The sequence below is a fragment of the Acuticoccus mangrovi genome (assembly GCF_016411865.1).
Lineage (GTDB): Bacteria > Pseudomonadota > Alphaproteobacteria > Rhizobiales > Amorphaceae > Acuticoccus > Acuticoccus mangrovi.
In genome coordinates this window covers 64,757-88,899 of record NZ_JAEKJA010000017.1, presented here as the reverse complement: position 1 = coordinate 88,899, position 24,143 = coordinate 64,757, and the positions used below count along the sequence as shown (strand labels likewise).

Sequence of the window (24,143 nt, the reverse complement as noted above, 5' to 3'; positions counted from 1 at the left end):
GTTGTGTTGTTCTGCGCCGGGGCGCGGGATCATCGCCCGCGCCTCGACCTCGCGCTAGAGCTGGAACCAGCTCCAGCGTCCTTGTCTGCGCGCGTTCCGAGCGGAAAACCGGCTCCACTTTTCCTGAACGCGCGCTAGAGCCACAAGACCTTGCGGCGCAGTTCCAGATCGTCGCGCAGCGCGACCGACGGGCCCTCGTGGATCACCGCGCCGCGCTCGAGGGCGACGGTCCGGTCGGACAGCGCCAGGGCGAGGTCGAGATTGTGGTCGACGATGACGATGGAGATCTCGCGGCGCAATTTGTCGAAGCTCTCGAAGAGCTGCTCCACGATCGCCGGCGCCAGACCCTCGAAGGGCTCGTCGAGCAGCAGCACCTTCACGTCGCCGGAAAGGGCGCGGGCGACCGCCACCATCTGCTGCTCGCCGCCGGAGAGAACGTCGGCGTTGGTGTCGATGCGCTCCTTGAGGCGCGGGAAGTAGTCGAAGATGCGCTGTTCGTCCCAGCGCAGCCCCTCCCCGGTCTGCCGCCGCAGCCGGCCGAGCTCGAGATTCTGCCGCACCGTCATGCCGGCGAAGAGGCCGCGCCCCTGCGGCACGTAGCCGATGCCGCGGCGCGCGATCTCGGCCGAGGAGAGGCCGGCGATCGCCTCGCCCGACAGCGCGATCGTGCCGGAGGCCGGCGGGGCGATCCCGATCAGCGTCTTGAGGAGCGTCGACTTGCCCGCCCCGTTGCGGCCGAGAAGGGCGACGATCTCGTGCCGATGCACCGTCATCGAGACGTCGTTGAGGATGTGGCTCTTGCCGTAGAAGGTGTTGACGCGATCGAGGGCGAGCAGCGTTTCCGGCTCGGCGGCGCTCTCGCGATGCTTCACCGCGATCGCCTCCGCCCCAGAGCCGATATAGACCGCCTGCACCTCGGGGCTGGTGCGGGCGTCCTCCACCGTGCCGTCGACGAGCACGCGGCCGTCGTTCATCACGGTCACGCGGTCGGCGAGCTGGAACACCCGGTCGATGTCGTGCTCGACGAGGAGCACCGGCACGTCGGCCGAGATCCGCTTGATGATGTCACCGATGCGCTCGCGCTCGGCCGCGGCGAGGCCGGCGAGCGGCTCGTCGAGGAGGAGGAGGCGCGGCTTGTTGGCGAGGGCGAGACCCATGTCGAGGAGCCGCTGGCCGCCGTAGGAGAGCGAGCCCGCCTCCACCCTCTCCATCCCGGCGACGCCGAGATAGCGCACCAACGTCGCCGTCTCCTCCTCCACGTCGTGGAGGCCGCGGGCGTTGCGCCACAGGTTGAACCGCTCCGGGCTCTTCGCCTGCACGGCGAGGCGCACATTCTCCTCCACCGACAGCGTCGGGAAGAGGTTGGTGATTTGGAAGGAGCGGCCGATGCCGGCGTGGGCGATGGACGACGGCGTCATCCCCGCCACCGACCGGCCGGCGAGCGTGACGGAGCCCGAGTCGGGCGGGAACATGCCGGAGATCAGATTGAAGGCCGTGGTCTTGCCCGCCCCGTTCGGCCCGATGAGGGCGTGCAGCGAGCGGTCGGCGAGCTCGAAGGAGACGCCGTTGACCGCCTTGGTGCCGCCGAAGCTCTTGTGGAGATCGCGGGCGACGAGCACCGAGCCGTCGACGTGGCTCGCCGGCCGCAGGAAGGGCGGCAGCGGCATTTCGGAGATGGTGCGGCCGGCCATCGCCGCCGCCTCGTGCGCCGTCTTGCGGAACGGCGCGACGACGCGCCGGCCGACCCCGACGAGCCCCTCGGGCGAGAACATGATGAAGCCGACGAAGAGGATGCCGAAGAAGAACAGCCAATGCGGCGTCCAGAAGGACAGGAACTCGCGGAAGAGGAGGTAGAACAGCGCGCCGAGGGCCGGGCCGAGGAAGGAGCGCATCCCGCCGATCACCACCATGGCGAGGAGCTCGCCGGAGAAGATCACCGAGATCGGCTCGGCCGAGGCGAAGCGGTGGTTGAACACGGAGAGCGCCCCCGCAACCCCCACGACGACCGCCGACACGATGAAACCGACCAGCGAGTAGCGGTAGGTGGAGTAGCCGAGGAAGCGGGCGCGCTGCTCGTTCTCGCGGATGGCGACGAGCACCGAGCCGACCGGCGAGTGGTGGAAGCGCCACAACAGCCCCACCACCACGAAGGCGATCACGGCGACCACGGTGTAGTAGATCCGGTCGTCGGCGAGATCGACGCCGACGATCGCCGGACGCGTGATGCCGCCGAGGCCGTTCTCGCCGCCGGTGAACTCCGTCCACCGGAAGGCGACGGCGAAGAGGACGGCGGAGAAGGCGAGCGTCAGGAGCGCGAAGTAGACGCCCCGCCGACGCAGGATGATCGCCCCCACCGCGGTGGCGACGACGAGGGTGAAGAGCGCCGTGAACGCCACCGGGAGGGCGAACATCCCCTCGAAGAGATGGCGCTGGGAGAGGGCCGCGGCATAGGCGCCCATGCCGAACCAGGCGCCGTGGCCGAAGGAGACGAGGCCGGTGTGGCCGACGAGGACGTTGAGCCCCATCGCCGCGACGGCGAGGAGGACAACGTCGATCGAGGAGCGCAGCGGCAGGCCGATCGCATCGAACGCGAACGGCAGGACGAGAAGGCCCGCGGCCGTGACGAAGAGAGAGACGGCACGCATCACTCGAACCTTTCGATGCGCTCGCCGAGGAGGCCGCGCGGGCGGATCAGGAGCACCACCACCATCAGGAGGTAGATCGAGGCTTCGCCGGCGGGCGGGAACACGTAGATCGTGACCCCGCGGACGACGCCGACGAGGAGGGCGGCGATGATCACGCCCCAGAAGGAGCCGAGCCCGCCGATGACGACCACCACGAACGCGGCGGTGAGGATCTCCGCCCCCATCGCCGGGTGGACGCCCGAGATCGGCGCGAGGAGCACCCCGGCGAGGCCCGCGAGACCGATCGCGAGGGCGGCGATCGCCGTCATGTAAGGCTTCAGCGAGATGCCGAGGGCGCCGACCATGTCGGGGTTCTGCACCCCGGCCCGCACCACGCGGCCGAACGACGTGCGGTAGACGATGAGCCAGGTGGCGGCGACGGCGAGGATCGCGACCGCGAGGATCGTCAGGCGGTAGCGCGAATAGAGGAAGTCGCCGACGATGACGGTACCGCTGAGAGCCCGCGGGATCGACGTCGGCAGCGGCGCCGCCCCGAAGATCATCCGCAGCGACTGCTCGATGACCATCGCGAGGCCGAAGGTGAGAAGGATCGAGAGGATCGGGTCACGCCGATAGAAGCGCTGAAAGAACAGCCGCTCCACCACCACGCCGAGCAGCGCGACGAGGATGGGTGATGCGACGAACGCCGGGGCCCACCCGAGATGGCGCGTCAGCACCACCGCGAGATAGGCACCGATGGCGTAGAAACCGCCGTGGGCGAGGTTGACGATCCCGCCGAGCGAGAAGATCAGCGACAATCCTAACGCCAGAAGCAGGTAATAGGCACCGACGAGCAGGCCATTCAATACCTGTTCCAGCAGGAAGATGACTTCCATTGGCACGGGTGACACCGGAGCGTTGGGCAGAACGACGAGCCCCGCCCGCAGCGGGCGGGGCGACTGGGATCAGGCAGGCATCTGGCAGGCGCCGTCGCGCGGCGGTGCGATGATCTCGAGGCTCTGATCGGGCAGCGGGACGGTGCCGAGCGCCTCGTAGACGTCGGTCGCGTCTTCCATCTGCTCGGCCGACTTCGCCCGCACGGCGTACATTTCCTGCACGAGCTGATTGTCGTAGGGGCGGAAGAAGGCCGGGCGGTGCTTCAGCACGTCGAACTCGACGCCGGTGCGCAGATAGTCGGCGATCTCCGGCGAATCGGCACCGCCGAGCTCGCCGATGGCGGCGGCCACGATCTTCATCGCGTTGTAGTCGCCCCACGCCTGGTTCTCGGGCAGCTTGCCGTATTCCTCGACGAAGGCGGTGATGAAGGCCTTCGAGCCCTCGGTGTCGACGCGGTGGTGCCAGACCGACGGCCAGATGCCGGAGAACGCCCCCGGCCCGGCCGCCCAGGCCGCCGTGGTGGGGATGTCGAAGCCCGAGATCGGGAACGGCAGGCCGAACTCGGCATACTGCTTGATGAAGTTCGTGACCTGGTTACCGGAGAGGTTCGAGATCACCACGTCCGGCCGCGCCCGACGGATCTTCAGGATGAAGGGGCTGAAGTCGGTGGTGTCGGTCGCCACCAGATCTTCGCCGGCGAAGGTGCCGCCGTTCTTCTCCAGGAAGTTGCGCGCCACCCGCAGCAGATCGTGGCCGAAGGCGTAGTCGGCCGTCAGCGTGTACCATGACTTGCCCTCGACGAGGCCGTTCTCCAGCAGATACTGGCCGGCCGTCTGGACGTACATGGAGTTGGCGGCTTCGACGTGGAACATGAAGGGGTTGCAGCCGGCGCCGCGCAGCTCGTCGGAGTTGCAGCCGGTGTTGATGAAGATGCGGTTCAGCCGGTTGGCGACCTGACCGATGGCGAGCCCGGAGGAGGAGGAGATCTCACCGATGATCAGCACCACGTCGTCGCGGGTGAGCAGGCGCTCCGCCTTCGCCGACGCCGTCTGCGGGTTCACCGAGTCTTCCATCACGAGCTCGATGGGGCGGCCATTGACGCCGCCGGCCTCGTTGATCTCGCTGACGGCGAGCTTCACGCCGAGCTGGGCATATTCGCCGAGCGGACCGAGAAAGCCGGTCAACGGGGTGAGGTGGCCGATGCGGATCGGACCGCTCTGCGCGCGCAGCACCGCCGGCATTCCGAGGCTGGAGACGAGCGTCGCCCCCGCGGCTCCCTGCAGGAGTCGGCGACGGCTGAGATCACGGTTGAAGGGCATTCGTGGGTCCTCCCGAGACCAGATGTGTTTTAATTCACGCCACAGTTTGACAGCATCCTTGCTGCTTTCTGTGATCACACTTAGACTGACCGATACGCGCCTTCTTGTCGAGGGCTGAAATGAAGGAACGGGTGTGACGGACAACGTCGTCGACGTGGAACGCGCCAAGCCGGTGACGCTCGGTGGCCAGGTCTATGCCGAATTGTGCGACCGGCTGATCGGCGGCGAGCTGCCGCCCGGCGAGAAGGTGTCGCTGCGCTCGCTCGCCGAAGCACTCGGCACGTCGGTGATGCCGGTGCGCGAGGCGGTGTCGCGGCTCGTCGCTGACGGCGCCCTCACGGTGTCGCCCAACCGGGCGATCAGCGTGCCGATCATGACGCTGTCGGCCTATCAGGAGCTCACGACCGTGCGCATGGCGATCGAGGGATTCGCCGCCGAGCGTGCGGCACTTCATCGCACGCCGTCCGATCTCACCCTGATCCGCCGCTACGACGCCGCCTTCCGACATCAGTGCGTGACGGAGACGCGCGACACGGCGGTGGCGATGCGCGCCAACCGCGACTTCCACTTCGCCGTCTACGCCGCTGCCGGCCTGCCGAGCCTGATGAAGATCATCTCCGGCCTGTGGCTGAAGATCGGACCCCTGCTCAATTTCGACATGCGCTTCTCGCCGGAGCGCCTGTCGCTCGGCGGCGCCGAGGCCCACCACGGCCGCTGCCTCGAGGCGATCATCGCCCGAGACGGGCCGGCGGCGCGGGCCGCCATGACCGGCGACATCGCCGGCACCGCCGCGTTCATCGCCACCAGCGGCCAACTTCACGACTAGACATAAGAAACGAGGGAACGACCATGGATCTCGGGATTGCCGGATTGAGGGTGCTGGTGACGGCGGGTGCGTCCGGCATCGGACGCGAGGTGGCGCGCGCGTTCACCGAAGAGGGCGCCAAGGTGCACGTGTGCGACGTCGACGAGGACGCGCTCGACGCGCTCGCGGACACCGACCCGACGCTGACGCGTTCGGTCTGCGACGTCGCCGACCGGGCCGCCGTCGGCCGCCTCTTCGACGACGCGCTCGCCGCTCTCGGCGGCCTCGACGTGCTGGTGAACAACGCCGGGATCGCCGGCCCCACCGCCGCGGTGGACCAGATCGAGCCGGAGGACTGGGACCGCTGCGTCGAGGTGTGCCTCACGAGCCAGTTCAACTGCGCCCGTCTCGCGGTGCCGCACCTGAAGCAGTCGGACAACGCCTCGATCATCAACCTGTCGTCGGCGGCCGGGCGCTTCGGCTTCGCCCTGCGCACGCCCTATTCGGCAGCGAAGTGGGGGGTGATCGGCTTCACCAAGTCGCTCGCCGTCGAGCTCGGCCCGTTCGGCATCCGCTGCAACGCGATCCTGCCCGGCGTGGTGGAAGGCGAACGCATCCAGCGGGTGTTCGAAGGCAAGGCCCGGGCGCGCAACGTGGCGGTCGCCGACATCGAGGCGGAGGCGCTGTCGCGCGTCTCGCTGCGCACCATGGTCACCGCCCGCCAACTCGCCGACCAGATGGTGTTCCTCGCCTCGCCTCGCGGGCGGACCATCTCCGGCCAGGCGGTGGCGATCGACGGCGACATCCAGATGCTTGTCTGAAGGCGACCGTTTCCTTTCATCTTCACGATAGGAAACATAGTCTATCCCTTGGTGCCGCCTCGCGGCGCCCCACGACAAGAAAGGACAAGCCCATGGATCAGATCACGCGCCGCGGCGCCATTTTGGGCACCGCCGCCGCCGCTGCGACGGCCACGGTGTCGACCGAGGCTCTCGCCGACCAGGACAACATGCACGACGCCGTGCGCTATCTGCAGCAGGCAATCGCCTCCCTCCAGCGGGCGTCGTCCGGCAAGGGTGGCCACCGCGCCAAGGCGCTCGATCTCGCCCAGCGGGCGCTTCAGGAGACGCGCGAAGGCATCGTCTTCGCCCGCCGCAAGTAGGCGGCGCCATCGGGCGGTGCTCCCGGCGCCGCCCGCTCCCCGCACCGACACGTCAGCGCTGAAGGCGGGCGACCACCAGGGTGAACGCGAAGAACAGCACCGCGAAGATCGCCGTGCCCACGACGTGGCTGACGGAGACGTAGGCCGCGCTCCCCTCCCCCGCCACGAGCGGAAAGGCGACGAACCACAGCGCGGTGGCCATCAAGGTGCCGAGCAGCGCCTGGCGCAGGTGGGGCGACATGGCGAGGCCTCCCAGTTTGACGTTTCGTCGGCCGTGCGCCGTGCGCATCGGCGGATCGGTCGAGCCGGCGCGACGCGCCGCTCAGGATTCGTTCGGGCCGTCCTCGGCCTCCGCCACCGGCTCGACGGCTTCGGCGCGACGGCCGAGATGGGCGAGCACACCGCGCAGGGTGCGCACCTGCTGCTTGTCCCACCCCGCGTCCGACAGGATGAGGAGGAGATTGCGCTCCATCTTCTTCGCCATGTCATCGGGCCGGAAGTAGCCGCTCGGCTCCAAGAGGCTCACGAGGTGGCGCCACAGCCCGTTCACCTCCTCGCGCGTCGCCGGGACGGCATCGGACTCGGCGATGTCGGCGGCGAGCCCCATGGCCCGACGCCATTCGTAAGCCATCAGCAGCACCGACTGCGCCATGTTGAGGGAGGCGAAGTTGGGGTCGACCGGGAAGGTGACGATGATGTTCGCCTGGGCCACCTCGTCGTTCTCGAGCCCCCAGCGCTCGCGGCCGAAGAGGATGCCGGTCCGGGCGCCGCGCCGGGCGTGACCCACGAGCTCGGCGAGGCCGTCCGCCGGCCCCTCCACGCGCTTGGTGAAGCCGCGCGGGCGCCGCGTGGTGGCGATCACGAACGAAAGGTCCGCCACAGCTTCGGCGACGGTGTCGAACACGCGCACATGATCGATCACGTGATCAGCGCCGGACGAGGCGGACCGGGCCTTTTCGTTTGGCCAGCCGTCGCGTGGGGCGACGAGACGCAGGTCCGTCACCCCGAAATTCGCCATCGCGCGGGCCGCGGTGCCGATATTCTCGCCGAGCTGCGGCGCCGCGAGCACGATCGCCGGCGCCGCGGCAACTTCCCCCGTCCTATCGGCCATGCTAAAGCCCACCCATGCCGCGGCGCACGCGGCTTCCCCAATCGGTAGAGATGCAAGGTCCTGGAATGGCGAAGATCAAGGTGGCAAACCCCGTCGTGGAACTGGATGGGGACGAGATGACCCGCATCATCTGGGCGTACATTAAAGACAAACTCATCCACCCCTATCTCGACATCCAGCTCGAATACTACGACCTCAGCGTCGAGCATCGCGACGCCACCGACGACCAGGTGACCGTCGATGCGGCCAACGCGATCAAGAAGCACGGCGTCGGCGTCAAGTGCGCGACGATTACGCCGGACGAGGCCCGCGTGGAAGAGTTCGGCCTCAAGAAGATGTGGCGTTCCCCCAACGGAACCATCCGCAACATCCTCGGCGGCGTGATTTTCCGTGAGCCGATCATCTGCCGCAACGTGCCGCGCCTGGTGCCGGGCTGGACCCAGCCGATCATCATCGGCCGCCACGCGTTCGGCGATCAGTACCGCGCCACCGACTTCGTGGTGCCGGGCCCGGGCAAGCTGACGATCACCTTCACCCCCGAAGGCGGCGGCGAGGCCGACACCCGCGAAGTGTACGAGTTCAAGGGCCCGGGCGTCGCCATGTCGATGTACAACATCGACGAGTCGATCAAGGACTTCGCCCGCGCCTCGCTGAACTACGGCCTGATGCGCGGCTATCCGGTCTACATGTCGACCAAGAACACGATCCTGAAGGCCTACGACGGCCGCTTCAAGGACATCTTCCAGGACATCTACGACGCCGAGTTCAAGGCCGAGTTCCAGAAGAAGGGCCTCACCTACGAGCACCGTCTGATCGACGACATGGTGGCCTCCGCCATGAAGTGGTCCGGCGGCTACGTCTGGGCCTGCAAGAACTACGACGGCGACGTGCAGTCCGACACCGTGGCCCAGGGCTTCGGCTCGCTCGGCCTGATGACCTCGGTGCTGATGACCCCGGACGGCCAGACCGTCGAGGCCGAGGCCGCCCACGGCACCGTGACGCGCCACTATCGCCAGCACCAGAAGGGTCAGCAGACCTCGACCAACTCGACGGCCTCGATCTTCGCCTGGTCGCGTGGCCTCACCCACCGCGCCAAGCTCGACGACAACAAGGACCTCGCCGCGTTCGCCGACACCCTCGAGAAGGCCACCGTCGGCTGCATCGAGGACGGTCACATGACGAAGGACCTCGCCCTGCTCGTCGGCGCCGACCAGAACTGGGAGACCACCACGGGCTTCCTCGATTCCGTCGCCGCCCGCCTCGAGAAGGAGATGGCCGCCTGAGGCCCATCCACCCAACGCGAAAAGGCGCCCCTCGGGGCGCCTTTTTTTGTGGCCGACGTCATGGCCGGGTGGAGCCCCTCGAGAGCACGTCCCGCTCAGGTTGATCCAACCTGAGCGGTAAGCGCGCTAGGTGCGCAGCACCGGCTGATCTCCCCGCCGCCGAGCGATCTCCTTGATCACCCGGATGTCCTCCAGGTTGGCCTTCTCCAGGAGCTTGCGCATCTCCTCGTTCGGCTGGCCGCGGTTGCGCGCGCGGAAGGCGTCCGCGTCGAGTGCGTCGGGGGCGAGGCCGAGCTCGGTCGCCAGCGCCTCGGCATAGGGCTCGGGGTTGGCGGCATCGCCGACCAGAAAGGGATATTCGGACAGGACGCTCGTCGCGAAGCCCACTGTGGGCGGCTTGCGCGACGGCGTCAGAAAGCGCGTGAGGGCGTTGGTGAGGAGCCCGGTGAACGGATGGTTCAGCTCCAGCACCTCGCGCAGGAAGAGGGTCTGCGACACGACGTGCTGCGGATGCTCGGAGTTCTGCTCCACCGACACCCATTGGCCGAGGGTGCGCGCCACCGGATCGCTGGTGACGACGGTGAACAGGCTGATCCCCTCGAGCGCCTCGAGGTGAGCCATGGTGATCGCCCCGCCGAGCACCTTATATTGCCGCCCGGGCAGCCCCTTGCGCAGCGCATCGATCGAAACGTTGCGCCCCACCCATCCGACGTGCTCGGCCCCGAGAGCCGCGCGCAGCGTCTCATAGGCGCCCATCCCCGCACCGAACGGGATCTGGAGGAAGACGATCACGATGGCTCCTTTGGTCGTCAATCTGAGCGGCGCGATTTTTCGTCGGTGATGGAGCGGCAAGCCTTTCAATCATGTTGACTTTGCCGCCGCGCAATCCCATACCCGCGCCCACGGGGGCCGTAGCTCAGTTGGGAGAGCGCTGCAATCGCACTGCAGAGGTCAGGGGTTCGAATCCCCTCGGCTCCACCAGTCTCCCCAATACCTTACGCGACCGGGCCCGACATATCGGGCGCGGGAAACTGTGCGATCGCCCAGATTGCACGCGAGGGGACGACCGCCCGTCGAAGAGGCGTACTGGGTGCTGTCCCGCGGGCGGGGCGTGACGGCGCCGATCCGATCTCGGTGCCAAGTCGAGAACACTCCATTCGAGACGCGCACGACGGGCCGACGCGAGGCTGCGGACTGCCGTGGGAGACCCCACGGCGACGTCGCGGTTCGCAACTGGCCGCCCGTGCCGGTAGTGTCTCAGTTTGAATTTCTAACTTAGACGCGGTCCCACATTGCAGCGATGAACCGGCAGGCATTTTCGAGGTTCTGCGCACGCTGCGCATAGGTCCGTGGAGCAATGTGCTTCTCGCCACATTGCACGTCGATGGCCCAGCATAGCTGATGGGCCGGAGTGCGGTTACCAGCCAGATTTTCCCGTATGTGCATTTGCACCAGCGTCGCGGCGTATAGGCCCATCTCGCGGCGCTTCGTCGTTGCGGACTCTCCTTCCTCCTCATCAGGGAGGGTCATTCGGAAGATTGCCCCGCCGATCTGCCCAACGCCTCTGTAGTCCCGGTGTATGAGGACATCCGCATACACCGATACCGGCACATCGGCCAAGGTGAGCTTGGGCTGGCGCTTCGGGGCCGGCTGGTAATCGAAGCCAGCGATCTCGTTCCGCATCCGGTCGAATGCGTCAAACGCATCGAGCGATTTTGCGGCGTCGTCACGCACGAAGTCCGACAGAGAGGCGTCATCAACCCGCTGATCAAACATGTCACGCCCCGCGGCAATAATACGCCTTTCCCCTGCCGGATCGATAAGAGCAGCCTTCAAAATATCCTTGGCATCCGTATACCGTATGCGTCCAGGTGTGGAGGACTCCCGTGCTCGGCGGATGATGCCGATCTTCCCAGACTCGGTAGAAACCATGTATCTGGCAAGGTCGTTCGCGGAGATGCGTGGAGTCGGTCGCCGTCGAATGTCTGTCATGAGGGCACCATGAGCGATGAATTTTTCGTAGTTGAGAAAATCGATGACCATCGTCAAATCTGCATATCTCAACTATCCGAAAGAACGCTTTGCAATACAAGCGTAACCCAACTCGGCGGTGCTCGCGGTTATTTCATCTACGAGGTCGATGACAGGCCAATTGGGGGCGGAATTGCCGTCTTGGCGAAAGCTGCGTCACTAGATGCAGCTTTCCGACTTTTGGATATTTGGCGTGCCCGCGCTCAGGCGCCAGCCTGAGATTTCTTTTTGTAGACACCTCGCTTCCGCGCCGGCGCAGCGGCGTCGATCAGACCCACGATCCACTCGCAATCGCGCAGCGTGTCGCTGATGCCAGCCTCCATCGCAGGCGTCACGCGCAGCGTCTTGTGGATGCGACAGAAGTTGTACCAGACGGTATAGAGAGAGACCATGTGCGTGTGGTTCGCGACCTTCTTTGAGAAGCCGTTTGTCAGCCGCGTGAAGCGGCGCATGTGCATCCGCATCGAAAGGTTCTGGCGCTCCACGTAGGAGGTGGAGACGTGCGCCTCATCGGGGCGGCCCTCTACGCGGCGCTTGCGGATGCCGGTGCACTCGGCGGGGCTGTATCGTCCCTTGGCGCCTTCCGGCGCGGCGCCGTAGAGCTTCACGAGCTGAGCATAGTCCACGTCGGCGCCGAAGACTTCTTCGACAGCGTCCAGATAGGCGTGATGGCCGTCTGTCGTGAGCTGCACCCGATTAGCGAGGCGGTCGGCCACGTCCGACATGAACTCGTAAGCCTCGCCAGCATCACGGCCGCCCACGAGGTAGCTGATGATGAGCTTGCTATCCGCGTCGAGCGCGGTCCACGTCCACGTATCGCCAGCCTCTTCCGGGGCGGCCTTCGCGCCGGCGACGTTCTTCTGCTTGGCGTAGGTGAAGGACCAAATCTCATCGCACTGGACGCGTTTCGCTGCCACGCCGCGCACCGTCTCATCGTGGTAGGCGGCGCAGGCGGTGCCTGCGTCCACCAGGAGTTTCGTGACCGTGTTGATGGACACGCCCGTCATGCGGCTGATTGACCGCATCGAGGTACCCTCCACCAGCATGTTGAGGATCGTCGCGCGGGATTTGATGGGCAACTTGTTCATAGCCCATATGTGTGAATTTCCGTGCTTTACGTCAAGCATGAAAGTTCATTTTATCACGCGTAGGTGTCGGCGCTTGCCGTCGTCAGCCGCAAGGCCATACAAAGATCGAACATCCTCCAGGTCGATATGCAGCATCCTTGCAATATCACTCGGGTCGTATCCGAGGTCGTTTTCGTGCAGCGCAATCACTTGTGGGTATAGCCGTGGCTGTTCACGCTCGAATTGCGTTTCCTCTGGCTCCCTCTTCTTCCAGCCGCGAGAACTCAGTTGGCGCCATAAATACCCAGCTTGGTTCTGCGTGAGTAACCCGGATCTCGTCGCCCTATATAACAAAGAGGCGACGGAAACTTTCCAATACCCCTTAAGGCGAACAAGTCGATCAAGAGTTATTCGCCCTCCGATCAGGTCGGAGCGTAGTTGCGCTATTGGCGCCAAAAACTCGCTGGCGAAAAGGTCCGCTTCGTCTTCCATGGAGGATGTCGGCACGCGGTGCATGATAAGATGCCCAAGCTCATGGGCGAGCGAATGCCTCATGCGATCTGATGGCGCATTAGTATTTAAAAAAATCAATGGAGGAACGTCGCGTATGCGCATGGTTACGCCATCAATTCTTTCAGAAAATTTGCAATGGACTACAAGAATGCCAGCGCGCTCACACAGCGCAGTAAGATTCTTCACCGGGCCATCTGGCACCATCCAAGCTCGGCGAATTAGCAATGCGACCTTATCCGCCCCTCCCGCTTCATCGGCATCAATAGATGGCAGCGGACGCTCAGCCTCGATGTCGACCGCCTGAAGGAAGCGCCTGATGTGCATGATGCGGAGATTCAGTTCAGCATGGAGGCGCTTTAACTCGCCGGCGGCCACCGATGCCCGCTTACGCCAAGCTGGCTCGTGAACGCTAAGCGGTAGTCCCGCTATCTCATCACTCTGAAAGAAGTATGATTTAGGGAAGCCCAAAGCGTTCGCGACAGCTACGATAGTCGCCTCCCCAGGTTCACCATTGAGTAGCCCGCGCTCAAGTCGAGAATAGTGCCCTTGATCTAAGCCGGCAGCGTCAGCCACCTGAGATTGACTCCTCCCTCGGTACTGCCTCGCGAGAAGCAGCATTTCGTGATTTAGATGCTGAGACATAGGGTTCAGCCATTGCGCTTTTTGTTTGCTTGGTCTTGATCGCTCGCGCTGCGTTTAATACGTGCGAACCTCGATGTATCCTCGGTTGGAGCCGGCAATGGCAGCTGCGGTATGCTCTGAACGGCGCCTGCTGCCTCCAACTCAAGCTTCCACAAGAAACTTCCCTTGTCGTGGGCTGCAATACCAACCCAGAGTAAGGCAGTTTCGTATCGGTTCAAAACATAGCAGAGGCGCACCCTCTGTAGACCGGCGTACCCGAACAAGTCTTGTTCGTGGTCATCGAACGCCCGAGCCTCAGCCGTTGGGAAATTTTGCGTGATCAGAGTGGTATCAGCGTGTTTCAGCCTAATCAATACAGCGCCTTCTACGATCAATGAAAGCGTGTCCTGATGTTCGACAGCATCTATTCCTTGATCATCGGCGGCTATCACCGCGAGCCGCTGCGCAACCTCTTCCCACATCATGTGGCGGGATGAGGACTTTCGTCGCCACTGATGGCGCTGAGGGTATAGCGATTGAAACGCTGCCCATCCCTCGGCAACGGCCTCGTGGATTTTTGCTCCACGGCCGTTCTCTAGCAAAACTTGACGTACGTAGTCTTCTAATGGCAGCGGCATGAGCAGCATCATCTCCGATGAGTGCCCTTGCAGTACGCCCCACATTTTACAAAATCAAGGTCAAAATATGCGCACTGTTATGATTCGCGGGTTGTTTCCCACCGCTTTAAGGCGGCATCCCGCGCGATCTCCCTCCGCCGCTCGGGCGTCAGTTTTTCCTTGCGCGAAGCGGCACCCTTCCGCCCCATTGCTGCGGCAGCCTCATCCTTCTCCGGCTTCGCCGGGATGTCTTCGGCTTCCTCGCCCGTCGCGATCTTCATCACCTTCACGGCGTTGCCGATCACGTCGGCGGGGCGCTTCTGTCCTTTAGGTCCTGTCGGCATGGTCCCTTTCCCATATGCTTACCGGTAAGCATATATAGGTTCACGTGGGATGTCGCGATGGGGAGCCGATTGCATGGGCCACAACGATCATATCGATTTCGAGCTGGCGGACATGGTCGAAGCTGCTGTGGATGCCGGCTACCTTGAAGAGGGCACACCCGCGTACGGCGTTGCGCAGCAGGCGATCGATTTCGGCCTGGACTCTCTTACGCCGAAGCAGCGCTGGGTGTTTGACCACGTGCTGTGGGCAGCACTGCGCAAACACGCTGAGTGGCTAGAGCGCCGAGAGATCCGCCGCCTACTCAGCGAATAAATTCAAACTGAGACACTACCCCCGTGCCCTTGGTGTCGCACCGGCCGTTCGCATCCTATATGCGTGGTCGGGAACCCGGAGGCGATGAGATGGCGCACGTCAAGAAGGGGCACCTCGTGGGTTCGCCCGAATGGTGGAAGCATCTCCGCCGCATCGTCAAACGGCAGTTCTGGAAGCGCCACCGCAAAGTGGAAAAGCGCGAGGCAAAGGACACGAGGGCTTGGTGAACCCGGCCGAGCCGAAAGGCGAGGCGCGCATCGCCACGGATGCGGCCGGGCACCCAGGTCGCGACGGAGATCTGATCCGGCGCCCGCACGGGGCGGTAGGAGGAGGGTCATAGGACCGTTGCCGCGCCGCCGCCGAAGAGGGTGAGACCCGCGCCGCAGTCCGGCTTCACCTTCTCGACAGATCGTATGAACGCGGCCGCCCTGCGGCCAGAAGTGGTCGCGCGGCGTCAGCCGTCGATCAGCCGGCGCAGCTTTGCGAGGCGCGTCGAGGGGTCCTCGCCGTAGCCGATGGTGTCGACGAAGTGGCCGTCCGCGTCCATCAGGTAGACAGAGGCGGTGTGGTTCATCGTGTAGCCGCCGTCTTTGGTGGGGACCTTCTCCCAGTAGGCGTGGTAGTCGCGGCCGAGCTCGGCGAGCTCGGCTTCGGAACCGATGAGGCCGATGATGCGCGGGTCGAAGGCACCGAGATAGTGCCCCAGGAACTCCGGCGTGTCGCGCTCCGGATCGACGGTGATGAAGAGCACCTTCAGCCGGTCGGCGTCGGGGCCGAGCTCCTTCAGAGCGAGCGACATGTCCCACAGCGTCGTCGGGCAGATCTCCGGGCAATGGGTGAAGCCGAAGAAGACCGCGAACGGGGTGCCCTTCAGGTCGCTGTCGGACAGCGTGGCGCCGGTGTGCGTGGTGAGGCTGAACGGACCGCCGATGGTGGTGCTCGCCTCGGCGCCGCCGCGCTCGCCACGCGTGCCGACGAGGAGAACGCCGGCGACGGCCACGAGTGCAACCACGCCGACGGCGGCGAATAGTGAACGACGCATGTCTCTACTCTTGCGAACGTGCGGGGAAGGCCGGGCTCAGGGCTGGTCCACGGGGGCCGGGACGATGCCCCAGCGATCGGAGAGGCGCAGCGCGAGAAGCGTCACGAGCGCGCCCGAGAGGAGGTAGGCGCCGGCCGCGATAAGGCCGAACTGCGAGGCGAGGAAGAGCGCCACCAGCGGTGCGAACCCCGCGCCGACCAGCCACGCGAGGTCGGAGGTGACGGCCGACCCGGTGTAACGGTACTTTTGGGAAAAGCCCGAGGCGACCGCGCCGGACGACTGTCCGAACGTGATGCCGAGCAGCGCGAAGCCGGAGAACATGAACCAGATCTCGCCGATGAAGCCCACGTCGAGGAGCTGGGGGGCGAAGCCGCTGAACGCCGCCGTCAACGCCGCGCAGATCCACAGCACCCGGCGCCGACCATAGCGGTCGGCCAACAGACCCGAGGCGATGATTGCCAGCATGAAGACGACGGCGCCCGCCGCCTCGATGGTGAGGAACTGCCAGGGCCGCTCCTTGGTGTAGAGGAAGATCCACGAGAGCGGGAACACCGTCACCATGTGGAAGAGGGCGAAGGTGGCGAGCGGCGTGAAGGCGCCGATCACGACGGTGCGTCCCTCGTTGCGCAGCATGGCGAAGATCGGCTCCGGCCGCAGCTCGCGCGCGTCGAAGAGGCGCGTGTACTCCGGCGTCACCACGATGCGCAGCCTCGCGAACAGGGCGACGACGTTGATCGCGAAGGCGACGAAGAAGGGATAGCGCCAGCCCCAGTCGTAGAAGTCTGCCGGCGACAGGATCGCGACGAAGTAGGCGAAGAGGCCACTCGCGACGAGGAAGCCGACCGCCGCGCCGAGCTGCGGGACCATCGCGTAGAGGCCGCGCCGCCCTTCCGGCGCGTTGAGGGCGAGGAGCGAGGCGAGCCCGTCCCACGAGCCGCCGAGAGCGAGACCCTGAAGGATCCGCAAGATGATGAGGATGACCGCCGACCACCGGCCGATGACGTCGTAGGCGGGGAGGAAGCCGAGCGCCACGGTCGCCGAGCCGAGCATGAACAGGGCGACCGTCAGCTTTGCGCTTTTGCCGTAGGCGCGGTCGATCGCCATGAAGAGGGCGGAGCCGAACGGCCGGGCGACGAACGCCAGCGCGAAAATCGCGAAACAATAGAGCGTCGCGGTGAGCGGATCGACGTAGGGAAATACGCGGGTCGGAAACACGATCACCGAGGCAATCGCGAACACGAAGAAATCGAAGAACTCGGAAGTGCGACCGATGATGACGCCAACGGCAATATCCGCCGGATTGACGTCTTCGTGACGTGTGTTGACGACGCGGGCATCGCGTTCAGTCATTGCTTCAGTTGTCATCAATACTTCCCATCGGGCACTCGGCATGCGGTCGGGCGCGGGTGACACGCCATCGCTCCACCCTATGCCCGAACGGCGGCGGCGGAGGGGATTGGGCAAACTGTCCAATGTCGCCCGCCGGCGGACCGGGCTAGCAGCGCGGTTACCCACCACATCTGTTCGCAGTTGCTCATGCCGTTTGTCCGCCTGACTCCACTCCTCCTGCTCGCCGGCTTCCTCGGCGGGTGCAACATGGTCGTGCTCGACCCGTCCGGGGATGTCGCTGCACAGCAGCGCAATCTCATCTACATCGCGACGGGCCTGATGCTCCTCGTCATCATTCCCGTCATGGTGCTGACGGTGGTCTTCGCGATCCGCTATCGGGCGAGCAGCGCCAAAGCGCGCTACGAGCCGGAGTGGGACCACTCGACGCAGATCGAGCTCGCCGTGTGGGCGGTGCCGCTGCTCATCATCATCGCGCTCGGGGCGTTCACCTGGGCCGACACGCACCTGCTCGACCCCTACCGGCCGCTCGGTCGGATCGACCACGCGACCCCCTTGGCCGAGGAGGTGGAGCCGCTCGAGGTCGAGGTCGTCTCGCTCGACTGGAAGTGGCTGTTCATCCTGCCGCAGTACGGCATCGCGTCGGTCAACGAGCTCGCCGCGCCGGTCGACCGGCCGATCAGCTTCAAGTTGACGTCCACATCGGTGATGAACGCCTTCTTCGTCCCCGCCCTCGCCGGCATGATCTATACGATGCCGGGGATGGAGACGACGCTGCACGGCGTCATCAACGCGCCGGGCGAGTATGAAGGCTTCTCCTCCAACTACTCCGGCGCCGGCTTTTCCAAGATGCGCTTCGCCTTCCACGGCGTCGACGAGGCCGGCTTCGACGCCTGGGTCCAGAAGGCCCGCGACAGCGAGGCGACGCTCGACCGCGCCACCTACCTCGCGCTGGAGCGCCCCAGCGAGGGCGTGCCGGTAGAGCTCTACAACGGCGTGGCGGAGAACCTCTTCGATCTCATCGTGAACATGTGCGTCGACCCCGGCAAGATGTGCATGAGCGAGATGATGGCGATCGACGCGCGGGGCGGCCTCGGCCTCGCCGGCATCCACAACACGCTGCCGCTCACCTACGACAAGTTCGCCCGCCGCGGCACCGCCGTCTTCGGCAACGAGCCGAGTTACGTGCAGTCCCTGTGCACGAAGGAAGAGGCGATGGCCGGGCTCGTGGAGCGCGACGGCGCCCCCATGCGCGACCGCTTCACGCCGCTGGCCGGGCGAGGGCTGCCCCGTCCCGGCCCATCCGCGATGACCCCGATCCGCACGTCGTCGCTCCCCGATCTCTTGAAAAATCTCTGATCCGATGGCTGTTCCAACGACTGTTCCCGTCAGCCCGATCTTCGGGCGACTGACCCTTGACGCGTTCCCGTTCCACGAGCCGATCCTCGTCGTGACCTTCGCCGTCGTCGCGCTGGGCGCGGCGGCCCTCGTCGGCGCGCTCACCTACTTCCGCCTGTGGGGCTTCCTGTGGCGCGAGTGGTTCACCAGCGTGGATCACAAGAAGATCGGCATCATGTACATGGTCCTCGGTCTCATCATGTTCCTGCGCGGCTTCTCCGACGCGATCATGATGCGCCTGCAGCAGGCAATGGCCTTCGGCGGTTCGGAAGGCTATTTGCCCGCCCACCACTACGACCAGGTGTTCACCGCGCACGGCGTCATCATGATCTTCTTCGTGGCGATGCCGTTCGTCACGGGTCTGATGAACTACGTGGTGCCGCTGCAGATCGGCGCACGCGACGTGTCGTTCCCGTTCCTCAACAACTTCTCGTTCTGGATGACGACGGCGGGCGCGATCATCGTCATGGCCTCGCTGTTCGTCGGCGAGTTCGCGCAGACGGGCTGGCTCGCCTTCCCGCCGCTCTCCGGCCTCGGCGCCAGTCCCTATGTCGGAGTCGACTACTATATCTGGGGGCTACAGGTCGCCGGTGTCGGCACCACGCTGTCGGGCATCAACCTCATCTGCACCATCCTCAAGATGCGGGCCCCGGGCATGAGCCTCATGAAGATGCCGATCTTCACGTGGACGAGCCTGTGCACCAACGTCCTCATCGTCGCCTCCTTCCCGGTGCTGACGGCCGTGCTCGTGCTCCTGTCGCTCGACCGCTACATCGGCACCAACTTCTTCACGAACGACTTCGGTGGCAATCCGATGATGTACGTGAACCTCATCTGGATCTGGGGCCACCCTGAAGTCTACATCTTGATCCTGCCGCTGTTCGGCGTATTCTCCGAAGTCACCGCCACGTTCTGCGGCAAGCGGCTGTTCGGCTATACGTCGATGGTCTACGCGACGGTGGTCATCACCATCCTGTCCTACCTCGTGTGGCTGCACCACTTCTTCACCATGGGATCGGGAGCGAGCGTCAACTCGTTCTTCGGCATCACCACGATGATCATCTCGATCCCAACGGGGGCGAAGATGTTCAACTGGCTCTTCACGATGTATCGCGGCCGCATCCGCTTCGAGTTGCCGATGATGTGGACCGTCGCCTTCATGCTGACCTTCGTCATCGGCGGCATGACGGGCGTGCTCCTCGCGGTGCCGCCGGCGGACTTCGTGCTGCACAACTCGCTGTTCCTCGTCGCCCACTTCCACAACGTGATCATCGGCGGCGTGCTGTTCGGGTCGTTCGCGGCGATCAACTACTGGTGGCCCAAGGCGTTCGGGTTCCGGCTGAACAAGTTCTGGGGCCTCGTCTCCTTCTGGTGCTGGGTGGTCGGCTTCTGGGCCGCCTTCGCCCCGCTCTACATCCTCGGCCTGATGGGCGTGACGCGACGCATGCGGGTGTTCGACGACCCGTCGCTGCAGATCTGGTTCATCATCGCCGGCGCCGGCGCGGCACTGATCGCCTGCGGCATCGGCGCGATGCTGCTCCAGTACGCCATCTCGATCTGGAAGCGGGCCGAATATCGCGACGCCAGCGGCGACCCCTGGAACGGGCGCACGCTGGAATGGGCGACGTCTTCGCCGCCGCCCGACTACAACTTCGCCTTCACGCCGCTGGTCCACGCGACCGACGCCTGGGCGGACATGAAGGCGCGGAACTACCGGCGTCCGCTCGCCGGCTACCGGCCCATCCACATGCCGTCGAACACCGGCACGGGCGTGATCCTCGCCGGCTGCGCCCTGGTGCTGGCGCTGGCCCTCATCTGGTACATCTGGTGGCTGGCGGCGCTGTCGTTCATCGCGATGATCGGCTACGCGATCCACCACACGTTCAACTACCACCGCGACTACAACATCCCCGCCGACGTGGTGACGCACACCGAAGAGGCGCGCACGGTGCAGCTCGCCGCGGTGGCCGCCCAATGAGCGCCGCCATGACCCACGCCGCCACCGAGGAGGAGGTCCGCTTCCACCTCGCCGAGGAGCCGCACCATCCGGAGGGCTCCTCCACGATGCTCGGCTTCTGGATCTACCTGATGAGCGACTGCCTCATCTTCGCGATCCTGTTCGCCACCTACGGCGTGCTCGGCGGCAACTACGCCGCCGGCCCCGCGCCCAGGGACCTCTTCGAGCTGGACCTCGTCGCCGTGAACACGACGATGCTGCTCCTGTCCTCCATCACCTACGGCTTCGCCATGCTGGAGATGGTGAAGGGCCGCACGCGGATGACGCTGTTCTGGCTCGCCGTCACCGGCCTCTTCGGCGCCGCCTTCATCGGCATCGAGCTCTACGAGTTCACCCACTTCATCCACATCGGCGCCGGGCCGCAGCGCTCCGGCTTCCTGTCGGCGTTCTTCACGCTGGTCGGAACGCACGGCCTGCACGTGACGTTCGGCATCGTCTGGCTCGTCACGCTGATGGTTCAGGTGCGCCGGCAAGGGCTGATCGAAGCCAACCAGCGGCGTCTCATGTGCCTGTCGCTGTTCTGGCACTTCCTCGACGTCATCTGGATCGGCGTCTTCACCTTCGTCTACCTTCTCGGAATGCTGCGATGAGTATCGCCCACCACGACCGCTACGGACGCGAGCACGTCGTCGAACACGGACACGACGACGGCCATGGCGACCATGGCCACGGCGGCGCCGCGCACGGCACGCTCGCCGGCTACCTCACCGGCTTCATCCTCTCGGTGATCCTGACGGCCGTCCCGTTCTGGCTCGTCATGGACATGCCGCTGCCGGACGCGCAGACGACGGGGTTCATCGTCGTCGCTCTCGCGGTTGTGCAGATCGTCGTGCACATGGTGTACTTTCTGCACATGGACCCGCGCTCGGAGGGCGGCTGGATCATGACCTCGCTGGTGTTCACGCTGATCGTGGTGGTGATCGCCATCAGCGGCTCGCTGTGGGTCATGTACCACCTCAACACCAACATGATGCCGACGCATGACATGGGAGTGCTGTGAGGAGCGGCACCCGGTCCATCGGCGCCCGGCTGTCGGCCCTCGCGTGCGCCCTCGTCCTGTGCGCCGTGCTGGTCTCGCTCGGCGTCTGGCAGCTCGAACGGCGCGAATGGAAGCGCGATCTGATCGCGCGGGTCGATGCCCGCATCGCGGCCGCCCCCGCCGCGCCGCCGGGGCCGGCAGAGTGGCCCACGCTCAGCGACAGCGAAATCGAGTATAAGCACGTCATCATGACGGGGCATTTTTCCGACGGCGATGCGTTGGTGCAGGCGGTGACGGCGCGGGGCGGCGGCTTCTGGGTCGTCGCGCCGTTCGTCACCGACGCGGGGTTCACGGTACTGGTCAATCGCGGCTTCGTGCCGGCGGATCGGCGCGCCGACCCGCGCCCGGCCGACGAGACCGTGGTGACGGGGCTCGTCCGGATCAGCGAGCTCGGCGGCGGCTTCCTGCGCAGCAACCGGCCCGAGGCCGGGCGCTGGTACTCGCGCGACGTCCCCGCCATCGCCGAGACGCTGGGCGCCACCGACGTCGCCCCCTCCTATTTCGTCGACGCCGACGCCCGGCCCGGGGCGCCCGGCGCGCTGCCGATCGGCGGCCTCACCGTGGTGTCGTTCCCCAACTCCCACCTCGTCTACGCGCTGACCTGGTTCGCGCTCGCGGCGATGGCGCTGTTCGCCGGCGGCCTGGTCTTCGTGAAGGGGCGCGCGGCGGAACCCGACGATCCGGCCCGGCGTGGACGGGCGACGCCGGCGTGAAGGCCGGTACAGAGCGCGTCGTCCCGATCGGCGAAGCGGCCAATCGGCAGAACCTCCTGCTCCTCACGCAGCTGCGGTGGATCGCCGCGACCGGCCAGGTTCTGACCATCCTGTTCGTGCAGTACGTCCTTAAGATCGAGCTGCCGCTCTGGCCGATGGGTCTCGTCGTCCTGCTCCTTCTCGGGCTGAACGTCGCGACGCTCTGGCGCCATCGGCATGGCCACCCGGTGTCGAACCCGGAACTCTTCGTCCAACTCCTCCTCGATGTTGCACTGCTCACGGTGCAGCTCTATTTTAGTGGCGGGGCGTCGAACCCTTTCGTCATGCTGTTCCTGCTGCAGATCATCCTGTCGGCGGTGCTGCTCGAAGCGTGGTCCGCATGGGCGCTGGTCGGCGTGACGATTGCGTGCTTCCTCGCTCTGATGGGTGACACCATCCGCCTCAAGCTTCCGCCCGGCTCGGAGCATTTCATGGCGCCGCTGCAGCTGCAGGGCAGCCTCATCTGCTTCCTGCTGACGGCGGGGCTGCTGGTCTTCTTCATCGAGAAGATCAACAGCAATCTACGGCAGCGGGACGCGCGCCTCGCCGATCTCCGGCGTCAGGCCGCGGAGGAGGAACACATCGTGCGCATGGGCCTCCTCGCCTCGGGCGCCGCCCACGAGCTCGGCACACCGCTCGCCACGCTGTCGGTGATCCTCAACGACTGGCGAAAGATGCCCGAGATCACCCGCAACCCGGAGATCGCGCAGGAGATGGAGGACATGCAGACCCAGCTCGATCGCTGCAAGGCCATCGTGTCCGGCATCCTCATGTCGTCCGGCGAAGCGCGCGGCGAGATGGTGGTCGAGACGACGGTCGGCACATTCCTCGACGAGCTCGTCGAGGAATGGCGCGCGGTGCGCTCGCCGCAGCGGATGGACTACTGGAACGGCTTCCATCCCGACCAGCCGATCCTATCCGACCCGGCGCTGAAGCAGGTGGTGGCGAGCCTCTTCGACAACGCGCTCGAAGCCTCGCCGGGGTGGATCGGCGTCACCGCGACGCGAAAGGCGAACGTCCTGATCATCACGATCGACGACAAGGGGCCCGGCTTCGACGCCGAGATGCTGTCGGAATTCGGCAAGCCCTACCGCTCCAGCAAGAACCGACCCGGTGGCGGGCTCGGTCTCTATCTGGTGGTCAACGTCGTACGCAAGCTCGGTGGCACGGTGAGCGCGCAGAACCGCGCCACCGGCGGCGCTTCGGTGGTCCTCACGCTGCCGCTGAGCCGCCTGTCCGCGGAGACGCCCGATGGAGGCTGAGCCCACCCTTCTCATCATCGAGGACGACGCGGTGTTCCAGCGAACCCTGCGCAAATCGTTCGAGCGGCGCCAATATGCCGTGTCGGTCGCCGCCGACCTCGTGGAGATGCACGCCGCGCTCGCCGAGGAGACGCCCGACTACGCGGTGGTGGATCTGAAGCTCGCCCACGGGTCGGGCCTCGAATGCGTCAAGGCACTCCACCAGCACGACAGCGACATGAAGATCGTCGTCCTCACCGGCTATGCCAGCATCGCCACGGCGGTGGAGGCGATCAAGCTCGGCGCCTGCCACTACCTCGCCAAGCCCTCCAATACCGACGACATCGAGGCCGCCTTCGCCCGCGGCGACGGCGATACCGCGATCCCGCTCGGAACCCGCACGACGTCCATCAAGACACTGGAGTGGGAGCGCATCCACGAGGTTCTGGCGGAGGTGGATTTCAACATTTCCGAAGCCGCCCGCCGTCTCGGAATGCACCGGCGCACCCTCGCCCGCAAGCTCGGCAAGAGCCGCGTCGTCTGACCGCCCGCGCCTACGCTGCGGGCGGCCGCGGCGCGCACCGGCCGCGGCCTGCCCGA

26 protein-coding genes and 1 tRNA gene are annotated in these 24,143 nt (G+C 65.6%); 14 read left to right on the top strand and 13 right to left on the bottom strand.

All coding sequences use genetic code 11. The annotated features are described in order from the left end of the window. Positions 1 to 134 precede the first annotated feature (134 nt). From JCR33_RS17795 to JCR33_RS17785, 3 genes are all read right to left on the bottom strand, one after another. Positions 135 to 2,645: a branched-chain amino acid ABC transporter ATP-binding protein/permease gene (locus JCR33_RS17795; RefSeq protein WP_198883465.1), complete on the bottom strand. Its 2,511-nt coding sequence runs from the start codon at positions 2,643 to 2,645 to the stop codon at positions 135 to 137. After that, positions 2,645 to 3,520 carry a branched-chain amino acid ABC transporter permease gene (locus JCR33_RS17790; protein ID WP_198883464.1) on the bottom strand — a complete coding sequence of 292 codons (876 nt, stop codon included), beginning with the start codon at positions 3,518 to 3,520 and terminating at the stop codon, positions 2,645 to 2,647. The genes JCR33_RS17795 and JCR33_RS17790 overlap by 1 nt, the downstream gene beginning before the upstream one ends. Before the next feature lie 69 nt (positions 3,521 to 3,589). Further along, positions 3,590 to 4,840 carry an ABC transporter substrate-binding protein gene (locus tag JCR33_RS17785; protein ID WP_198883463.1) on the bottom strand — a complete coding sequence of 417 codons (1,251 nt, stop codon included), beginning with the start codon at positions 4,838 to 4,840 and terminating at the stop codon, positions 3,590 to 3,592. Positions 4,841 to 4,973: 133 nt separating this feature from the next. On the opposite strand from JCR33_RS17785, the gene JCR33_RS17780 reads away from it, so the two are divergent. From JCR33_RS17780 to JCR33_RS17770, 3 genes are all read left to right on the top strand, one after another. Then, on the top strand, positions 4,974 to 5,666 hold the full coding sequence (locus tag JCR33_RS17780; RefSeq protein WP_198883462.1) for a GntR family transcriptional regulator: 693 nt from the start codon (positions 4,974 to 4,976) through the stop codon (positions 5,664 to 5,666). A 23-nt stretch (positions 5,667 to 5,689) separates the two neighbouring features. Next, positions 5,690 to 6,466 carry an SDR family oxidoreductase gene (locus tag JCR33_RS17775; protein WP_198883461.1) on the top strand — a complete coding sequence of 259 codons (777 nt, stop codon included), beginning with the start codon at positions 5,690 to 5,692 and terminating at the stop codon, positions 6,464 to 6,466. Positions 6,467 to 6,558: 92 nt separating this feature from the next. Next, positions 6,559 to 6,807 (top strand): hypothetical protein, encoded by a 249-nt coding sequence (locus JCR33_RS17770; protein ID WP_198883460.1) that lies wholly within the window; start codon positions 6,559 to 6,561, stop codon positions 6,805 to 6,807. A gap of 52 nt (positions 6,808 to 6,859) precedes the next feature. Here the strand turns inward: JCR33_RS17770 and JCR33_RS17765 are convergent, their stop codons facing one another. Continuing rightward, on the bottom strand, positions 6,860 to 7,048 hold the full coding sequence (locus JCR33_RS17765; protein ID WP_198883459.1) for a hypothetical protein: 189 nt from the start codon (positions 7,046 to 7,048) through the stop codon (positions 6,860 to 6,862). Positions 7,049 to 7,129: 81 nt separating this feature from the next. Further along, on the bottom strand, positions 7,130 to 7,918 hold the full coding sequence (locus JCR33_RS17760) for an RNA methyltransferase (RefSeq protein ID WP_198883458.1): 789 nt from the start codon (positions 7,916 to 7,918) through the stop codon (positions 7,130 to 7,132). Positions 7,919 to 7,983: 65 nt separating this feature from the next. Here JCR33_RS17760 and JCR33_RS17755 point away from each other — a divergent pair, with 65 nt between their 5' ends. Next, a complete protein-coding gene (locus JCR33_RS17755) occupies positions 7,984 to 9,201 on the top strand; it encodes an NADP-dependent isocitrate dehydrogenase (RefSeq protein ID WP_198883457.1) in 1,218 nt (405 codons plus the stop codon). Between the two features lie 126 nt (positions 9,202 to 9,327). Here JCR33_RS17755 and JCR33_RS17750 read toward each other — a convergent pair whose 3' ends face one another. Next, positions 9,328 to 9,993 carry a hypothetical protein gene (locus tag JCR33_RS17750; RefSeq protein WP_198883456.1) on the bottom strand — a complete coding sequence of 222 codons (666 nt, stop codon included), beginning with the start codon at positions 9,991 to 9,993 and terminating at the stop codon, positions 9,328 to 9,330. Positions 9,994 to 10,106: 113 nt separating this feature from the next. Here JCR33_RS17750 and JCR33_RS17745 point away from each other — a divergent pair. Continuing rightward, a tRNA-Ala gene (locus JCR33_RS17745) sits at positions 10,107 to 10,182 on the top strand. Positions 10,183 to 10,476: 294 nt separating this feature from the next. Here the strand turns inward: JCR33_RS17745 and JCR33_RS17740 are convergent. The 5 genes from JCR33_RS17740 to JCR33_RS17720 all read right to left on the bottom strand — a co-directional run bounded on the left by JCR33_RS17740 (position 10,477) and on the right by JCR33_RS17720 (position 14,394). Then, a complete protein-coding gene (locus tag JCR33_RS17740) occupies positions 10,477 to 11,244 on the bottom strand; it encodes a hypothetical protein (protein ID WP_211110386.1) in 768 nt (255 codons plus the stop codon). A 191-nt stretch (positions 11,245 to 11,435) separates the two neighbouring features. After that, on the bottom strand, positions 11,436 to 12,320 hold the full coding sequence (locus JCR33_RS17735) for a DDE-type integrase/transposase/recombinase (RefSeq protein ID WP_198883454.1): 885 nt from the start codon (positions 12,318 to 12,320) through the stop codon (positions 11,436 to 11,438). Positions 12,321 to 12,365: 45 nt separating this feature from the next. After that, entirely contained in the window at positions 12,366 to 13,430 is a 1,065-nt protein-coding gene (locus tag JCR33_RS17730) for a helix-turn-helix domain-containing protein (RefSeq protein ID WP_232372654.1), read from the bottom strand. Between the two features lie 29 nt (positions 13,431 to 13,459). Next, a complete protein-coding gene (locus tag JCR33_RS17725) occupies positions 13,460 to 14,083 on the bottom strand; it encodes a hypothetical protein (protein WP_198883452.1) in 624 nt (207 codons plus the stop codon). Positions 14,084 to 14,148: 65 nt separating this feature from the next. After that, the gene (locus tag JCR33_RS17720) at positions 14,149 to 14,394 is read right to left on the bottom strand and encodes a histone H1 (RefSeq protein WP_198883451.1); all 246 of its coding nucleotides are present in this window, start codon (positions 14,392 to 14,394) and stop codon (positions 14,149 to 14,151) included. A 73-nt stretch (positions 14,395 to 14,467) separates the two neighbouring features. Here JCR33_RS17720 and JCR33_RS17715 point away from each other — a divergent pair, with 73 nt between their 5' ends. Together JCR33_RS17715 and JCR33_RS17710 are read left to right on the top strand one after the other, a co-directional pair. After that, entirely contained in the window at positions 14,468 to 14,707 is a 240-nt protein-coding gene (locus JCR33_RS17715; protein WP_198883450.1) for a hypothetical protein, read from the top strand. Positions 14,708 to 14,796: 89 nt separating this feature from the next. Further along, a complete protein-coding gene (locus JCR33_RS17710) occupies positions 14,797 to 14,934 on the top strand; it encodes a hypothetical protein (protein WP_198883449.1) in 138 nt (45 codons plus the stop codon). Between the two features lie 227 nt (positions 14,935 to 15,161). Here the strand turns inward: JCR33_RS17710 and JCR33_RS17705 are convergent, their stop codons facing one another. Both JCR33_RS17705 and JCR33_RS17700 read right to left on the bottom strand, forming a co-directional pair. Beyond that, positions 15,162 to 15,749: an SCO family protein gene (locus tag JCR33_RS17705; protein ID WP_198883448.1), complete on the bottom strand. Its 588-nt coding sequence runs from the start codon at positions 15,747 to 15,749 to the stop codon at positions 15,162 to 15,164. Between the two features lie 36 nt (positions 15,750 to 15,785). Next, entirely contained in the window at positions 15,786 to 17,099 is a 1,314-nt protein-coding gene (locus JCR33_RS17700; protein ID WP_198883447.1) for an MFS transporter, read from the bottom strand. Between the two features lie 186 nt (positions 17,100 to 17,285). Between JCR33_RS17700 and cyoA the strand changes: the two genes are divergently transcribed. The 7 genes from cyoA to JCR33_RS17665 are packed head-to-tail and all read left to right on the top strand — an operon-like array spanning position 17,286 to position 24,087. Next, positions 17,286 to 18,455, top strand: coding sequence for a ubiquinol oxidase subunit II (cyoA, locus tag JCR33_RS17695; protein ID WP_198883446.1), 1,170 nt, complete (start codon positions 17,286 to 17,288; stop codon positions 18,453 to 18,455). A gap of 4 nt (positions 18,456 to 18,459) precedes the next feature. Beyond that, positions 18,460 to 20,472: a cytochrome o ubiquinol oxidase subunit I gene (gene cyoB, locus JCR33_RS17690; RefSeq protein WP_198883445.1), complete on the top strand. Its 2,013-nt coding sequence runs from the start codon at positions 18,460 to 18,462 to the stop codon at positions 20,470 to 20,472. Between the two features lie 8 nt (positions 20,473 to 20,480). Then, positions 20,481 to 21,101, top strand: coding sequence for a cytochrome o ubiquinol oxidase subunit III (gene cyoC, locus JCR33_RS17685; RefSeq protein ID WP_198883472.1), 621 nt, complete (start codon positions 20,481 to 20,483; stop codon positions 21,099 to 21,101). After that, positions 21,098 to 21,511 carry a cytochrome o ubiquinol oxidase subunit IV gene (gene cyoD / locus JCR33_RS17680; RefSeq protein WP_198883444.1) on the top strand — a complete coding sequence of 138 codons (414 nt, stop codon included), beginning with the start codon at positions 21,098 to 21,100 and terminating at the stop codon, positions 21,509 to 21,511. Before cyoC ends, cyoD begins: the two co-directional genes overlap by 4 nt. Next, positions 21,508 to 22,263, top strand: a complete 756-nt coding sequence (locus JCR33_RS17675; protein ID WP_408628771.1) for an SURF1 family protein — start codon at positions 21,508 to 21,510, stop codon at positions 22,261 to 22,263. Before cyoD ends, JCR33_RS17675 begins: the two co-directional genes overlap by 4 nt. Then, positions 22,260 to 23,564, top strand: coding sequence for an ATP-binding protein (locus tag JCR33_RS17670; RefSeq protein WP_198883443.1), 1,305 nt, complete (start codon positions 22,260 to 22,262; stop codon positions 23,562 to 23,564). The genes JCR33_RS17675 and JCR33_RS17670 overlap by 4 nt, the downstream gene beginning before the upstream one ends. Then, positions 23,554 to 24,087, top strand: coding sequence for a response regulator transcription factor (locus tag JCR33_RS17665; protein ID WP_198883442.1), 534 nt, complete (start codon positions 23,554 to 23,556; stop codon positions 24,085 to 24,087). Before JCR33_RS17670 ends, JCR33_RS17665 begins: the two co-directional genes overlap by 11 nt. Positions 24,088 to 24,143 lie beyond the last annotated feature (56 nt).